Source organism: Glycomyces albidus, assembly GCF_009451885.1.
Lineage (GTDB): Bacteria > Actinomycetota > Actinomycetes > Mycobacteriales > Micromonosporaceae > Glycomyces > Glycomyces albidus.
In genome coordinates this window covers 15032-30629 of sequence record NZ_WIAO01000023.1, presented here as the reverse complement: position 1 = coordinate 30629, position 15598 = coordinate 15032, and the positions used below count along the sequence as shown (strand labels likewise).

Here is a 15598-nt window from a genome sequence, read left to right as displayed (position 1 = left end):
TCAGTACTCCGCTCTGGATCGGTCGGCCGCCTCGAACCCGACCGTGAACGCGGTCGGCCGGGCCTGGAGCCGGTATGCCGGGAGGACGCCGGGGCCGCAGGAGGCCGAGCCCGTCCCGTGCAGGGCCGCGTCGGCGTTGACGTAGAGCCGGTCGTGTTCGACCAGGTCGGTGGGGTGGCTCGCCGCGTCCAGGTCCTCGCTCGTCCAGGGCCGCACGGTGAGCGCGAAGTGCGGGGCGCCGAGGAGGCCGAGCGCGTCCGCACCGCCCGAGAGGCTCGCCCGGCGCACGTCGATGCGCGAGCCGTTCTCCTGCGGGAACACGTAGGGGGTCTGCATCTCGGCGACGGTCGATCGGAACCGGCCGATGCGGGCGGCCGTGCGGGTGTCGGCGTACGCCTCGCCGGGGCCGCCGCCGAACCATTCGACCCGGTCGAGGTGGGCGGGTACCGCGAGACGCAGGCCCAGTCGCGGGATCGGCACGTCCCAGTCGCCGTTCGGCGTGACGTCGACGGTGAGCCAGAGCCGCCCGGGTGCCGCCGCGTCGGTGCGCCAGCGGTACACGGCGTCGATCGAGGTGTCGGCGCCGGCCGCGCCGACCCGGGTGGCGACGACGAGCGCATCGGAGGCCGTTTCGACGGCGAGGGTCTTGAGCTCCAACCGGTCCAGCGCGAGGCGGCGGTCGCGCCATTTGGCGGCCAGGTCGCGGGCGCCCCAGGCGACGCGATCGTTGTCCGTCGGCGCCCGCCACAGGTCCAGGCGGGGGCCCGCGAGTTCGATGCCGCCCAGGGAGGTCAGTCGCCCGAAGTGGTCGAACGCCGCCGGGCCGAGCGCGTACCCGTCCGCGGCGGCCTCGGGTGCGGCGCCCGGACCGGTCGTGATCGGCGCGGCGGGCGCCGAGACCGGCGCCTGGCCCCAGGCGATCTCCAGATCCTTTGCGGCCCAGGAGGTGTCGGCGGCGAGGCGGGCGCTCACGGTCAGCCATCGCTCGCCGTCGCCGTCCGACGCGACCGCCTTGCGGAGCGCGTCAGGCCAGGCCGCGGACACCGCGGTCCCGGCCGCGATGGCCGGAATGTGGAGCGCGCCGCTCGCGACCGGCTCGCCGTCGTCCTCGAGGCGCCAGTCGAAGCGCAGGTGCGCGGTGTCGGCGAAGTCGTACCCGTTCGCGACCTCGACGGTCGCGGTCTGCGGGTCGATGCGGATCCGGACGGGCTCGATCACCTTCTTGTACTCGATCAGGCCCGGCGACGGGGTGCGGTCGGGGAAGACGAGGCCGTCGGCGATGAAGTTGCCGTCGTGGATCGCCTCGCCGAAGTCGCCGCCGTAGGCGAACCATTCACGGCCGTCCTCGGTGCGGCGGCGGACGCCGTGGTCGATCCACTCCCAGACGAACCCGCCTTGAAGCCGCGGGTACCGCTCGAAGAGCGCCTGGTACTCGGACAGCCCGCCGGGGCCGTTGCCCATGGCATGCGCGTACTCGCAGAGGATGAACGGGAGGCCGCGGCGCCGCTCGTCGAGCGCCGGGTCCTCGCACGGGTCCTCCTCGCGGCGGCCGATGCGTTCGAGTTCGGCCGGCTCGACGTACATCCGGCTGTAGACGTCCGCATAGCGGGTCTCGGTATCGCACTCGTAGTGGATCGGCCGTCCCGGGTCGCGCTCCTTGGCCCAGGCCGCCATCGCTTCGAGGTTCTCGCCTTCGCGGCATTCGTTGCCGAGGGACCACATGATGATGCTCGGATGGTTCTTGTCGCGTTCGACCATGCGGGACATGCGGTCGAGGCACGCCTCGCGCCAGGCGGGGTCCTTCGCCGGGTTCTCACTCAAGCTGACGAAGTCGAATCCGTGGGTTTCGAGGTCGCATTCGTCGATGACCCACAGGCCGAGCTCGTCGCACAGGTCCAGGAAGCGCCGGTCGGGCGGGTAGTGGCTGGTCCGCACCGCGTTCACGTTGTGCCGCTTCATCAACTCGACGTCCCGGCGCATCGTCGCCTCCGACAGCGTCCGGCCGGTGTCGGGGTCCCACTCGTGGCGGTTGACGCCTCGCAGGAGGATCCGCTTGCCGTTGACCTTGAGGACACCGCCTTCGACCGCGACGGTCCGGAACCCGATCCGCAGGCGCACCCGCTCGGACGCGGTGGCGACGACGGCGTCGTACAGGCGCGGGGTCTCGGCGGTCCACGGCTCCACCGCGACCGCGGCGGTCTCCCCGGCGGCGATGTCGATCCCCAGTTCCGGCACCGTCACCCGCGCGCCCTCCGGGGCGTCGACGGTGAGGGTGCCGGTCCCGGTGGCGTGGTCGTAGCCGGCGTGGGCGAACACGTCCTCGATGCCGCCTTCAGGACGGTGCACGAGCGCGACCGGCCGGAAGATCCCCGACAGCCACCACATGTCCTGGTCCTCGAGGTAGGACGCGGAGGACCACTGGTGGACGCGGACGGCGAGCAGGTTCTCGCCGGGCTTGATGTGCTCGGTGGCGTCGAACTCGGTGGGCAGGCGCGAGCCCTTCCCGTCGCCCAGGCGCACCCCGTTGACCCACACCGCGAAACAGGAGTCGACCCCCTCGAACCGCAGGACGGTCCGCCCGCCCGCGGGCCATTCGGCCGGGAGGGTGAACGTCCGCCGGTACTCCCCGGTCGGGTTCGCGTCCGGGACCCGGGGCGGATCCACCGGGAACGGATAGTAGATGTTCGTGTACTGCGGCTTCCCGTACGGCGCATCGCCGTCGAGGTCGTGCATCTGCCACATCGACGGCACGGCGAGCGTGTCCCAGCCGCTCGCGTCGAACCCCGGCGCCTCGAAGCCCTCGGTGAGGTCGCGCAGGCCCGCGCACCGGCGGAACCGCCAATCGCCGTCGAGGGCGACCACTGGAGCATCGGACTCGAGCGCCGCGCGCGGCGCCAGCCGCCCGCGCCCGGGCTCGATTCGTTCGACGTATGCGGCTTCGGACCCGTCGATGGACGCAAGGGCGCGGGATTCGGTCACCGAGCGATCGTAATGAGACGGGCCCGGTCGCGTCGTTGGCCAAACTCACCGACTCGTGGTCGATTCTCACCATGCAGCGCCGGTGAGCACCGTCAGAGCAGCGCGACGGCCAGCCGGGACCACTCATGTCGCAGCCCTCGATGCTCTGCGCCGGACTGGACCGGCGGTCCTCGCTTCTCGCGATCAAAGATCGGATGACCCGCGTTCTCAGCGTTCGCCCGCGTTCACGCCGTCCGGGACCGGCTCGGCCGTCGCTTCCACCCTCGGGGTCGCCTTCATCGACACTGCGGTGACCAGCCCCGCCAGCGCCAGTGCCGCCCCGGTGAGCGCGATGGCCCGCGGACCGGCCTGGGTGAGGGTGAGGCCGCCGAGCCAGGAGCCGAGTGCGATGCCGATGTTGAACGCGATCGAGCTCCCGGCCGATGCGGTGTCGGTGCTGCCGGGCGCGAACTCCATGACCCGGTTCTGCAGGGCCGGGATCAGTGCGCCCATCGCGAGCCCGGTGAGCATGACGGTCGCCCCGGCGGCCCACGGGTTGGCGCCGAACGCGTACATGGCGAGCAGTGTCGCGGCGAGCAGGCAGACCGGCAGTGTCACGGCCAATCGCTGGTTCCGGTCGGAGAGGGCGCCGCCCGCGGCGATCCCGCCGAAGTCGGCCAGGCCGCGCGCCAGGAGCAGCGGCCCGAGCAGGGCCGCGGACATGCCGGCGACCGCGGTGACGAACGTCGAGGTGTAGGTGAAGGCGGAGAAGAACCCGGCGACCGCGAGTGCGGCGGTGACGAGCAGCAGCGTGTACTGGCGGGTGTCCGGGGTGGTGCCGCGCCCGGAGTGCTCGTTCCGGATCGGCTTGGACGGCAAGGCGATCACGAGCGTCAGGAGTGCCAGCAGTCCCAGTCCGGCGAACGCGAGGAAGGCGGTCTGCCAGGTCGTCGCCTGGCCCAGCCACGTTCCGGCCGGTACGCCGAGCATCGGCCCGATCGATCCGCCGGTGAAGACCACGGCCATGACGCGGCCGCGCACATGGGCGGGGAACATCCCGGCGGCCACCGGTGCGACGATGCCCCAGAACACGGACTGGCTCAGCGCGGTCGCCACGCGGGCCGCGAACAGGAGCTCGTAGGTGGGTGCGGCAGCCGAGAGCGCCGTCGCGCCGACGAGGACGGCCATGAGCGCGAGGAGCAGCGGGCGGCGCGGCACGTCGGCGACCAGCTTCACCAGCGGCAGCGTGAGCACGGCGACGGTGATGCTGTAGCCCGTGACCAGCAGTCCGACCCGGGAGTGGGAGACGTCCAGGTCGGCGGCGATCTCGGAGAGCAGCCCCACCGGCACAGTCTCGACGGTCACGTAGCAGAACGCGGCCGCCGCGAGCGCGAGCAGCGCCGCCACCGATCGTCTGTCGAAATCGGACAGTACCGTCATCTGAGTGCACCTCGGTCGCTTGGAGCACCGTACCGGGAACGGTCGGCAGGCGCGCCGAATGCGGCCGCTCGAGCGACGAGGTGAAGGGGGTCGTGCATCCGGGCCGTCCCAGTGTAGAAACCGGATCCCCCGCCGCGCAAGAGGACAGGACCACACTCGTCGCCCGGCCCCGTTACGCTGCGGCGCATGGACCCGATCTTCCGGCTGCCGCCCGACTCCCCGCTGGCCGCGGCCGTCTCCGAGGACTGGGGCCTGCTCCCCCTGCGCGTTCCGGCCGGCTGGCACGTCGTCTACAACGAGCTCTCGGCCCGGCGCCTGCCCGATGGAAGGGTGGAGGCCAACGACTCCGAGGACCTGTACTGGGCCCGGACGACGCTGCCGCCGCGGCCGGCGGCGGAGGAGGAGGCTGCGGCGAAGGGCGGTCGTCGGTCGCGGGAGGTCAACGTCGACGCCGGCTGGTACGGGGGCCGCGGCTTTCGCGTGGTCGTCCTCGACCCCGACTGGGACCACGAGCGCGCCTCCTGCACCACGCCCGATCTCGGCGGGCTCGTCTCCACGCTGGAGACGTGGATGCGGGTGATCGCCCGGGACGGGCGGCTTCCCTAGTCCGGCGATTCCCTCTACGGGTGCATTCGGGGGCTTCGTCTGCTTTCCGGTGATGAAGGCGGAGCCGGGGCGCAGCGCGGAACTGGAGGCGCGTGCGCGTCGGGAGACTCGATAGACTCGGAGCCGTGGCATGGCACCGGGCCGCACACCCGATCCGCTGAACGTCCCGGACCGGCCGCAACCGACGGATTGGCAAGCTGTGGAGGCATGGTGAAGCGCGGCAAGATCACCATGAACGATGTCGCGCAACTCGCCGGCGTGTCGACGATGACGGTCTCCAACGTCATCAACGACCGCGTGAGGGTCAGCCCGGAAGCCCGCGAACGGGTGCTCGCGGCCATCCGCGAATCCGGGTACCAGATCAACGCGGCGGCGCGAAGCCTCCGGTCCGGCCGCAGCGGCGTCATCGGGCTCGCCGTCCCCCAGGTCGGCAACCCCTACTTCGGGATGTTCGCCGAACTGGTCATCGCCGAGGCGCGGCGCCACGGGTACCACATCGCCGTCGAGCAGACCGGCGCCGTCGCCCTGGGCGAGACCGCGGCCGTCGCCCAATCCCGCAGACTCCAGCTCGACGGCCTCATCCTCTCCCTCTCGACCGCCGAGGCCGAATCGTCCCTGCTGCAGACGACCGAGCAGGGGCTGCCGATCGTGGTGCTCGGCGAGCAGGACCCGGCGGGCCGGTTCGACCACGTGTCGGCGCCTGACGAAGCCGGCGCCGCCGCGGCCACCGCTCACCTGGTCGACCTGGGCTGCAAGCGCATCGCGGTGGTCACCGGCGGGAACCTCGACCGGCTCACCATGTTCACGCGCCGCTACAACGGGTACCGGACCGCGCTGGAGGACCGCGGGATCCGCCCGGACCCGAAGCTGCGGTTCATCGTCGACTCGCTCACCCGGGAGGGCGCCCGCAGCACCGGGCACCGGATCGCCGACTCGGGTCTCGGGGTCGACGGGGTGGTGGCGCTCAACGACATCGTGGCCATGGGCGTGATCCGCGGCCTGCGCGACCGCGGCGTGGCCGTGCCGGACGACATGCGCGTCATCGGATTCGACGACGTGCCCGCGGCGGCGTACTTCATCCCGTCGCTGTCCACGGTGAGTCCCGACCACGAATGGAAGGCCGCCAAGGCCGTGGAGCTGATCCTCTCGCGCATCGAGGACCCGCTGGCCCCGCCCCGGGAGTACACCGCCCCGTTCGCGATCGTCCGACGCGAGTCCACCGCGTGAGCTCCGGCGGTCCGATGCGTCGGGCCGCCGGAGCCGTCAGGTCACAGCCCCGAGCACTGGCCGGTCCGCGGGCCCGACACCGCGTTGGGGACCCCGCGGTCGACCGGCGCCGGCCGGTTGTCCCGGCACGAGAGCGGACCGTGGATCTCGTTGCCGGCGATGACGGTCCACCCGGTCACGTCGGTCACGGCCACCGGGCCGGCCACGGTGTTCGGAGCGCACTCCAGCGCGGGGTCGCCGATCGCGGCCGAGAATCCGCCGGTGACGGTGACCGGCCCGGACACGTCGGTGCCGCACAGCAGCACCGCGGCGGCGTCGACGGCGGTGACCGGGCCCTTGATCTGGGCGCCGTCGGCGACCAGCCCGGCGCCCTCGGACACGGTGACCGGGCCGTGCACGCGGGCGCCTTCGGCCAGGCAGGTCGTGCCCGAGGCGACCGACAGCGGGCCGTACCGGGGGCCGGTCACCGTGGCGTCGCATGCGGGCGCGGCGAATCGGTCCACGACGTCGACGACCGCGGTCACGCCGCCGAACTCGGTCGTGCCGGAGACCGTGATCCGTCCCGGGACCCCGGTGTCCGACGGCACGTCCTCCCACTCGACCGGGACGGACGCGGTCGATCCGTCCGAAGTGGTCAATACCTGGACCTCGCCGGGGAGCGCCGGGGCCTCCCCTGCCAGGGCCGCGGTGTACACCGTGTCCTCGAGGACGTGCGCGGCGCGGCTCCGGTCGTAGACGTCGATCGAGGAGTACGGCTCGAACGTGCCGGACATGCCCGGCACCGCCCGGAACATCGCCTGGAAGCTCGCGGGCTCCCAGGTGAGGGCGCCCACGCCCCGGTTGCCGACGACGTCGTTGACCAGCTGGAACACCGCCTGGATCGCGTCGGCCTGGCCTTGGACGGTCCTCGGGAACGTCGAGTTCGGCATCGTGCCGCCGCCGGTCGCGGGGTACGAGGTCTCCGCGATCTCGAGCCGGTACTGCGGATACGCGGTCGCGAGCGTGTGGAGGTTCTCCTCCATCTGGGCGAGGCTGCCGTGGTGCTCGGGGTAGTACGAGAGCGCGAGCACGTCGAAGTCCTGGCCCTTGGCGTTCAGGCGGGTCGTGAGCTGCTCCCAGAACTCCCCCGCCTTGCCCATGCCGCTGATGCGACCGACCACCGAGTGCAGTTCGACCTCGGACTCGGGCGAGGCGTCCCGGACCGCCGCGATGCCCGAGGCCAGCAGCGTGGTGAACCGGTCCCATGAGTCCAGGTACCGCTGCCGCTCGGCCGGGTCCTCGGAGTACCGGTACTGCCAGAGGATGCCCCCGCCGGGCTGCGACTGGTACACGTCGGCCTGGTTGCGGAAGTACGGCGGATTCGCGCCGGCGTGCACCGCTTCGGTCGACGGTGCGCCGACCGCCTCGCTCCCCCACATGAACCCGTTGGCGATCTCGTTGCCGACCGCGACCTTGTCCGGGACGGTGCCCTGCTCGACCAGTCGCGAGACGTAGTCGTAGGTGTAGTCGTACACCGCGTCGGTCAGCTCGTCGAACTCGAGTTCGGCCCAGGCCCGGGGCTTCGGCTGCTTGCCGGGGTCGGCCCACGAGTCGGCGTAGTGGAAGTCGATCCCGAGACCGAGGCCGCGCTCGGCGACCAGCTGCGCCGAGACCAGGGTCCGCTCGGGCCCCTGGTACGGGATCGCGTTCGGATTTCCGGTGGACTCGTTGCGCGGTTCGTTGAACACGCGCAGCCGCGTGTACTCCATGCCCCTGTCCTGCATGACGTCGAGGAGATGCGGGCCGGCGCCGCGGTCCTCGGCCTGGGGGTGCACCCAGTACTCGCGGTCGCGCTGGTCGTCCATCCAGGACAGGTCGGCACCGAGGACCACGTCGTCGCGGAGGTAGTTGAAGACCGCGAGCTCGCTCACGCCGATCCTCGCCCCGGGCGAGGCGGCGGTGACCGTGACCCGCACGTACCTGGTGCCGGGCGCGGTGAACAGGTCGACGCCGCCCGCGCCCGGTTCGGCGGCCTCGGAGCGGTCGGCGACGACCGTCCACTGCTCGCCGTCGGGGGACGCCTCGACGACGTACCGGTACACGGCGCCCGCGTCGGGGAAGGTCACGTGGACCTTGCGGAGGTTGTCGTAGGCGCCGCCCAGGTCGAGCTGCAGCCATTGGGGGCCGGTCTCCGTCGCCAGCCAGGACGTGTCCGGGTCCTGGTCGATCGCCAGCGGCGCGGTGTCGCCGCTGGCGGCGGTCGCCTCCACCCAGTACTTGGCCGCCAGGTCGCTCTCCACCGGCTCGATCACCGCTTCGCCGTACAGGGCGGCGGCCGGTTCGACGGGGCCGAACGCGCCAGTCCCGACCAGCGCGCCGGCGAGGACGAGCACGGCCGACGCTCCGGCCGTGCGCCTCGGAAGTCTCTTGTGCACGGATGAGGTCCTTTCTCGATCACATGGAACCGTTCGGGTCGCGAAGTCCGGTCGCGCGTCGCTGCGGGGACGCATGTCCCGGGCGCTCCGGCACAGGCGCCCGGGACATGCGGGTCTTGCGGGGGATGCGGGTCAAGGGGCGGCCGGTTCCGGGCCGGCCGGGCCCCGACCGGGTCGCAGCGATCCGATTGGAACGATCCAATTCCCCCGGGATCAGACCGCTTGGCGGGTGAAGCGCTGGTTGGTGCTGCCGTTGTACGCGTACTGGGAGATGCGGGCGCCGTCCGCTGTGGACCTCTCCCAGACGTCCATGGCCAGGCCGGACTGGCGGTTGATGATGCTGACGACGTTGTCGCCGTGGTCGGTCAGGCGCCAGTGCTGGCTGCGGGCGCCCGTGTCGGCCTGCTGGGTGATGTCGGCGCCGTTGCCGTTGCCCGCGACCTGGAGGACGAGGCCGGAGTGGCGGGCCTTGATCTTGACGTGGCCCTCGCCGGCGTCGACGAACTCGAACTGCTGGTTGGTGCGGCCGGTGGAGGACCACTGGATCAGCCTGGCCCCGGCGGCGGTGGAGAGGGCGTCGATGTCGGCGTACTTGCCGCTGTGCTGGGCGATCAGCCGGTAGTGGCCCGTGACCGGGCCGGGGTTCTCGCCCAGTGCGGCCTCCCACCGGGTCCCGGTGCCCGACGCGTCGGCCGGGAGGCGGTCGCGGGCGGCGGTGTCGCCGTACATGGTCCAGCGCGCCCAGTCGACGACGGTGCGCGGGAAGCGCTGGTCGCTCCAGAAGCTGGTGTGGGTGCCGCCGACGAAGGTGAGGAACGCCTTGGGCCAGGTCATCTCGGTGTACGCCTGCCGGGCCGAGCTGTACTGGGTGAGGTCGTCGCGGTCGCCGTGCACGAACAGGACCTTGGCCGCGATCGAGCTCGACGGGGTGCCCTGGTCGGTGCACGACTGCGGGTTGGCGGAGATGATCCGGCTGTCGGCCCAGCGGGTCAGGAGGCCGTGGGTGGTCATGCCGCCCAGGGAGTGGCCCGAGACGCCGACGCCGATGTCGGTGCGGATGTGCCCGGCCAGCGGCCCGCTCGTGTTGAGCGCGAGGGTGTTGGTGATGGCCTGCGAGACGTCCTTCGGGGTCTCCCCGTTGCCGACGTCGGCGGGGTTGTGGTTGAAGTGCGGGGCGGGGACGATGAAGCCCGCCTCGGCCAGTCGCCTGATGATGAACAGGGAGTTCTGGGGGCTGCTCTGGTAGCCGTGGGTGAAGTTGTAGACGGGGAAGACCCCGTCGGCGACCGGGGCGTCGGTCACGGGGCTGCCGCCGACGGTCCCAGAGGCCGCCGGGTAGTAGACGTAGGTGGTGACCGCGCGGCTGCCGCGCGTCCAGTTGTACCGCCGCACGCCCACGGGGAACGGATCGGCCGGCGCGGGGTCGGCCAGGGCCGGCCCGGCGCCGAGCAGGGCGGCGCCCGCACCGAGCGCTCCGGCTACGCCGAGACCGAGGAAGGTCCGTCGTTGCATTGGCATGTGAACTCCTTGAGTGAGGTTTCGCGATCGGTGTCGGCGCCCGGATGGCGGACGCGCTGGAAGGGTGCGGCCCGTGCCGCGTCGGTGGGACTGCCGAGGGATTCGCTTCGAGGGCCTCCCGGCCGGGCGATTCGGCCCCGCGGCGCCGGCTCCTTTCCGGCGGGAAGGCGCCGAACGCTATTGGAAGCGTTTACATCAATAGGATTATATGGATACATCGATCTATGGTCAAGCCTCCCGGAGGCGCGTGTGAACGTTTTTCTCAGGGACGACGCCGGGCACGAGGAGCAGCCCGGCTCACGCGGAGTCCCGGACGACCAGCTCCGTCGGAAGCACGACCGACTCGACCCGATCGCCGTCGAGGAGGGCGACGAGCAGGCGCACGGCCTCCCCTGCGACCTCCTCGAGCGGTTGGCGGACCGTGGTGAGCATCGGGCTGGTCGCGGTGGCGATCGCCGAGTCGTCGAAGCCGCCCACCGCGACGTCGCCGGGCACGGCGCGGCCGGCGTCGTGGAGGGCCCGGAGCGCGCCGGAGGCCATGAGGTCGGAGGCGACGAACACCGCGTCCAAGGCCGGAGCGTTCTCCAGGAGCGTGCGCATGGCCCGCTCGCCTCCGGCCTGGGTGTAGTCGCCGTGGACCACCATCCGCTTGGTCGCCTTGCGACCGAGCACGTCAGTGAAGCCCTCCATGCGCAGGGCGCCACCGGGTGTGTCGAGCGGGCCCGTGATCATGCCGATCCTGCGCCGGCCCAGACCCGCGAGGTACTCGGTGATCTGCCGGGCACCGCCGCGGTCGTCCGCGGCGGCATAGGGGACCGCGCTCTCCCGGCCGAGGACCGCACCGCAGGCCACGACCGGGATGCCCGAGTGTTCCACCGCTTCCAGGAGCGGGTCGCCGGCATGGGCCGAGACGAGGAGTGCGCCGTCGGCGTGGCCGCCGCGCAGGTACCGGGCGACGCGGTCGCGGCCGCCGCGGTCGCCGGCGACCATGAGCACCAGTGCGGTGTCGCGGTCGGCCAGCCGGCGTGTCGCCGCCCGCAGGACCACCGAGAAGTTCGGGTCCTCGAACAGCCGCTCCTGCGGTTCGGACAGGACCATGACGATCGAGCCGGTGCGGCTGGTCTTGAGGCTGCGCGCGGCCCGGTTGACGACGAAGCCCGTCTCGATCACCGCCCGCCGCACGGCCAGCTCGGCGGCGAGCGAGACGTTGGCGTGCCCGTTGAGGACGCGCGAGACGGTGCCCCGCGAGACGCCCGACGCCGCCGCGACGTCGTTGATGGTCGGCCGTTTTCGTGCCATGCTCCTCGATCCCGTTGCCTCGTGCGCGAAGCGAGCCTGCGGGGGCGCCGCCCGGACGGCGCCCCCGCAGGTGCTCATGCGGTCCGGATCAGACGCACATCGTCGATGTTGATCCAGTTGCCGGCGTTCGCGCTGGTGTAGAACCCCGCCTCGATCCGCCCGCTGGTGACCTGGATTCCGGAGATGGTCACCTGCGTCCACGTCGAGGTCACCGGGAGGCCCGCCTGCCGTTCGCCGCCGCCGAAGTTCTTGGCGTACATGCGTGCGGCGGTCTGGCCGCCGCCGTTCATGACCCAGGCGGTGAGCGTGTACGTCCCGTTCGGGACGCTCACCGACTGGTAGGCGGAGGCGGTGTAGGCGGTGCCCTTCCAGAACGTGAGCTTGTTCGAGCCCTGGTAGACACTGCCGCGCGACTCCCTGAAGACGGCGTTCGCGTCGGCGCTGTTCTGCGCCCAGACGCTCCAGCCGGCCGCCGGGTTCCCCGAGGTCTCGAACCCGCCGTTCGTCAGCACGTTCTCGCCCGTGCCCGGGTCGCCGCCGCCGGTGGTCTCGGCGAAGACGTCGAGTGTCGAGAGCGCGCCGCCGCTGCAGTTGAACAGGCCCTGGTTGTCCCAGGAGTTGCTCTCGCCGGCGAAGTCGTTGATGTACGCCATGCCCGCCTGGGTCGCCCAGGAGGTGGTGCCGAGCCACGCCGGCTCCCACCAGACCAGGCCGCGCCCCCGGTCGTTCGGAACCGCCTGCACCGCGTTCCGCAGGTCGCGGAGGAACTGGGTCTGGCCCGCCACGGTCGCGGGGTAGCCGGACTCCTGCGCGTGGGAGCCGGTGAAGATGTTGCCGCGCCCGTCGCAGTCGGTCAGGGTGTGGGCGTAGGCGGTCTCGACGATGAGCACGTCCTTGCCGTAGCGCGCGGCCACGTCGTTCATGTTGGTGCGGAGCTGGCTCATGGTGCCGTGCCAGTACGGGTAGTAGGACATGGCGATGATGTCGTAGGGGACGCCCTGGTTGCGGGCGTTGTCGAACCAGGTGCGGTAGGCGGCGTTGTTGCCGCCGCGGTCGAGGTGCAGGGCGATCTCGATGCCGCTGCCGCCCTGGTGGACGCCTTCGATGCCGGCTTTGAGCAGGCCGCCGAGCTGCGACCAGTTGGAGGTGGAGCCGGTGGGCAGCAGCATCCCGTTGGTGATCTCGTTGCCCACCTGGACGATGTCGGGTGTGGCGCCCGCGGCGGCCATCTGGGAGACGACGCTGCGCGAGTAGTCGCGCACGGCGGTGGTGAGCTGGCTGTAGGACAGGTTCTGCCAGGCCTTGGGCTTGATCTGCTTGCCCGGGTCGGCCCAGAAGTCCGAGTAGTGGAGGTCGAGCAGGACGTCCATGCCGAGGGCCTTGGCGCGCTGCGCCATCGTGATCGTCTTGGCGAGGTCGTTCGTGCCGCCGCCGTACGGCTGGCCCGATGAGCTGTACGGGTTGTTCCACACCCGCAGCCGCACCAGGTTGGCGCCGTTGCCGGCCATGATGCTCAGCGCGTCGTCCTGGACGCCGCCGTCGGAGAAGCGGACCCCCGACCGCTCGACGTCGATCAGGGTGCCGGGGTCCACGCCCATGTAGAAGTCGTCGCGCACGGCCTGAGCGGGAGAGGCCGTGGCGAAGGCGACGAAGCCCATGGCGGCCGCCAGGGCCACCGCGATCATCCGTCTCATGTGTCGCTCCTTTTGCGATGGGAGGGTCGGGCGCTGCCGGGCGCCCGCAGCGGCGGTGAGTGTCGCCGCCGAGTTCGGTCGGCCCCCGAGGGCCGCGGGGCTCATCCCTTCTCCGCGCCGGCCATCGCACCCGTGACGAGGTGGCGCTGGAGGACGATGTAGAGGATGGTGATGGGCACCGCGAGCACCACCGCGCCGGCGGCGAAGGTGGTGAAGTCGTTGGCGTACTGGTCGGTGATGAGCTGGAACAGGCCGATCGCCACGGTCTGCTTGCCGCTGCTCTGGAGGAGCAGCCGGGGCAGGATGAAGTCCATCCAAGGCATCGTGAAGCTCGTGATGGCCACGAAGGTGAGCATCGGGCGCATGAGCGGCAGGACGATCTTGCGGAAGATCGTGAGCCGCCCCGCGCCGTCGAGGGCGGCGGCCTCGTCGAGGCTCGCAGGCAGGTTGTCGGTGTAGCCCTTCATGAGCCACGTGTTGTACGGCAGAGCGGCGGCGATGCTCACCAGGGCCAGGCCCGTCAGCGAGTCGAGCAGCCCGAAGTTGAGGAACAGCATGTAGACGGCGATGGCGGTGAGGAAGCTGGGGAACATCTGGAGGACGAGGATTCCGAGCATGCCGGGCTTCCGTCCGCGGAAGCGGATGCGCGAGAACACCCAGCCGCACAGGGCCGACAGGACGACCGAGCCGGCCATGTTGAGCACGGCGACGTACAGCGAGTTGAGGTACCAGCGGCCGTAGTCGGTCTGCGTGAACAGCTCGATGTAGTTGTCGAAGGTCGCGTTCTCGGGGATGGGGCCGGCGTTGGCCAGCCCGCCGCCCGGTCCGAACGAGGAGCCGACGACCCACAGGAGCGGGAAGACCACGATGACCGCGACCGCGAGGAGCTGGAGGTGGAGCAGCGCGTCGGTGACCCGGTCGCGGATCCGCTGCCGGCCTTCGGCGGTCGCGCCGCTGCGGGACCGCGGGTCCCGCACCTGGGCGGCGGTTGGAGTTGCGGCCATGTCAGAGCTCCCGGATCGCTTTGGTGCGGTTGAGGTTCAGCACCGAGATGGTGCCGACGATGACGAAGATGACGAGGCTCATGACCGCGCCGATGTTGTAGAGGCGGTTGTCCAGCGTCAGTTTGAACAGCCAGGTGACGAGCAGGTCGGTGCTCCCGGCGAACCGGTAGTCCACATTGTCCGGGCCGCCTTCGGTGAGGAAGTAGATCACGCCGAAGTTGTTGAAGTTGTGGACGAACGAGAGCACGAGCAGCGGCATGACCGTCCGCTGGACGATCGGCAGCGTGATGTGGCGGAACTGCTGCACGGGCCCCGCGCCGTCGATCCGGGCGGCCTCGTAGTAGCTCTCGGGGATGTTCGCGAGGACGCCGCCGACCAGGGCCATGAAGAACGGGAAGCCGAGCCACAGGTTGACCAGGAGCGCCACGGCGCGAGCGAGGTTGGGGTGGGACGGGTCGGTGAACCAGTAGATCCGCTCGTCGGTGAGGCCGAGATCGACCAGCCACTGGCTGACGGGTCCGAACTGGCCGTTGAACATCGAGCGGAACACCAGGGCCGAGACGATGCCGGGGACGGCCCACGGCAGCAGGAAGACCGAGCGCCACACCCGGGGGAACCGGACCCTGCGACTCGCCAGCAGCACCGCTTGCAGCAGGCCCGCAGCGTAGGTGGTGACCGTGGCCAGCAGCGCCCACACCAGGGTCCAGACCAGGATGCCCCCGAACGTCGCCGCCCAGGAGGGGACGGCGAAGATGGTCGCGAAGTTCTCGAAGCCGACCCAGTGGACGAGGTTCTTCGGCGGGAGGTTGTCGCGGTTGTAGTCGGTGAACGCGACGAGGATGCCGAAGAGCACCGGCAGGACCGACATGAAGACGATCAGGACCAGGCCCGGCGAGAGCACGATGTACGCGAACGCGCCGTCCCAGATCCGCTTGAAGTAGGCGGGCGAGGCCTCGGTCCTCCCGCCGGCGTTCAGGGCCGCGCGGTAGCGGGCCGCGTCGCGGACGCTCCAGACCCAGACGACGGCCAGCAGCGCAAGCGTCAGGAAGGCGATGAGGCCGTTGGCCATGAGGACGATCGAGTTGTCGCCCTCGGTCAGGCCGGTCAGGGTCATCTCGCGCGGCTGCGTGCCGAGGGTGAACAGGCCCCACAATCCCTTGACGAAGAACCCGCCGTTGGAGCGCGGCGTGAAGTCCATCCCGGCGTAGTAGTTGCCGGAGGCGATCTCCCAGACGACGGCGCCGGCGTAGAAGGCGAAGAAGAAGGCGGCCTTGCCGGCCTGGCGGTTGAGGAGCTGGCCCGAACCCCACACCAGTGCCGAGGCGATGCCCGGCACCGGCGCGGGGAGACCGGGGCCCGCTCGGCCCGGCGCGCGGGGGGAGCGCGCCGGGGCCGAGGTCGGGAGATCGGAGGTCTCGGTGGTGGTCACGACGGCCGG

At 71.2% G+C, this 15598-nt stretch carries 10 protein-coding genes; 2 read left to right on the top strand and 8 right to left on the bottom strand.

Annotation, left to right across the window (positions count from 1 at the left end; genetic code table 11):
• Both GFD30_RS17545 and GFD30_RS17540 read right to left on the bottom strand, forming a co-directional pair.
• A complete protein-coding gene (locus GFD30_RS17545; RefSeq protein WP_322633367.1) occupies positions 1 to 2979 on the bottom strand; it encodes a glycoside hydrolase family 2 TIM barrel-domain containing protein in 2979 nt (992 codons plus the stop codon).
• A 207-nt stretch (positions 2980 to 3186) separates the two neighbouring features.
• Positions 3187 to 4398 carry an MFS transporter gene (locus GFD30_RS17540; RefSeq protein WP_153026493.1) on the bottom strand — a complete coding sequence of 404 codons (1212 nt, stop codon included), beginning with the start codon at positions 4396 to 4398 and terminating at the stop codon, positions 3187 to 3189.
• Positions 4399 to 4584: 186 nt separating this feature from the next.
• Here GFD30_RS17540 and GFD30_RS17535 point away from each other — a divergent pair, with 186 nt between their 5' ends.
• Positions 4585 to 5004 carry a hypothetical protein gene (locus GFD30_RS17535; RefSeq protein ID WP_153026492.1) on the top strand — a complete coding sequence of 140 codons (420 nt, stop codon included), beginning with the start codon at positions 4585 to 4587 and terminating at the stop codon, positions 5002 to 5004.
• 207 nt (positions 5005 to 5211) lie between these two features.
• Positions 5212 to 6231 carry a LacI family DNA-binding transcriptional regulator gene (locus tag GFD30_RS17530; RefSeq protein ID WP_153026491.1) on the top strand — a complete coding sequence of 340 codons (1020 nt, stop codon included), beginning with the start codon at positions 5212 to 5214 and terminating at the stop codon, positions 6229 to 6231.
• Between the two features lie 41 nt (positions 6232 to 6272).
• On the opposite strand, the gene GFD30_RS17525 is transcribed toward GFD30_RS17530, so the two are convergent.
• The 6 genes from GFD30_RS17525 to GFD30_RS28010 form a co-directional block, all read right to left on the bottom strand.
• On the bottom strand, positions 6273 to 8645 hold the full coding sequence (locus GFD30_RS17525; protein WP_194202005.1) for a glycosyl hydrolase 53 family protein: 2373 nt from the start codon (positions 8643 to 8645) through the stop codon (positions 6273 to 6275).
• Between the two features lie 213 nt (positions 8646 to 8858).
• Positions 8859 to 10163: an RICIN domain-containing protein gene (locus GFD30_RS17520; RefSeq protein ID WP_153026489.1), complete on the bottom strand. Its 1305-nt coding sequence runs from the start codon at positions 10161 to 10163 to the stop codon at positions 8859 to 8861.
• A 297-nt stretch (positions 10164 to 10460) separates the two neighbouring features.
• On the bottom strand, positions 10461 to 11462 hold the full coding sequence (locus GFD30_RS17515; protein WP_153026488.1) for a LacI family DNA-binding transcriptional regulator: 1002 nt from the start codon (positions 11460 to 11462) through the stop codon (positions 10461 to 10463).
• Between the two features lie 74 nt (positions 11463 to 11536).
• Positions 11537 to 13156: a glycoside hydrolase family 53 protein gene (locus GFD30_RS17510; protein ID WP_153026487.1), complete on the bottom strand. Its 1620-nt coding sequence runs from the start codon at positions 13154 to 13156 to the stop codon at positions 11537 to 11539.
• A 101-nt stretch (positions 13157 to 13257) separates the two neighbouring features.
• Positions 13258 to 14160, bottom strand: a complete 903-nt coding sequence (locus GFD30_RS17505; protein ID WP_153026486.1) for a sugar ABC transporter permease — start codon at positions 14158 to 14160, stop codon at positions 13258 to 13260.
• A gap of 1 nt (position 14161) precedes the next feature.
• Entirely contained in the window at positions 14162 to 15589 is a 1428-nt protein-coding gene (locus GFD30_RS28010) for a carbohydrate ABC transporter permease (RefSeq protein WP_322633366.1), read from the bottom strand.
• Positions 15590 to 15598 lie beyond the last annotated feature (9 nt).

Excerpts from the sequence above, each read along its gene's own strand:
- GFD30_RS17540 (WP_153026493.1), bottom strand. The coding sequence starts at position 4,398 with ATGACGGTACTGTCCGATTTCGACAGACGATCGGTGGCGGCGCTGCTC.
- GFD30_RS17535 (WP_153026492.1), top strand. The coding sequence starts at position 4,585 with ATGGACCCGATCTTCCGGCTGCCGCCCGACTCCCCGCTGGCCGCGGCC.
- GFD30_RS17530 (WP_153026491.1), top strand. The coding sequence starts at position 5,212 with ATGGTGAAGCGCGGCAAGATCACCATGAACGATGTCGCGCAACTCGCC.
- GFD30_RS17520 (WP_153026489.1), bottom strand. The coding sequence starts at position 10,163 with ATGCCAATGCAACGACGGACCTTCCTCGGTCTCGGCGTAGCCGGAGCG.
- GFD30_RS17515 (WP_153026488.1), bottom strand. The coding sequence starts at position 11,462 with ATGGCACGAAAACGGCCGACCATCAACGACGTCGCGGCGGCGTCGGGC.
- GFD30_RS17510 (WP_153026487.1), bottom strand. The coding sequence starts at position 13,156 with ATGAGACGGATGATCGCGGTGGCCCTGGCGGCCGCCATGGGCTTCGTC.
- GFD30_RS17505 (WP_153026486.1), bottom strand. The coding sequence starts at position 14,160 with ATGGCCGCAACTCCAACCGCCGCCCAGGTGCGGGACCCGCGGTCCCGC.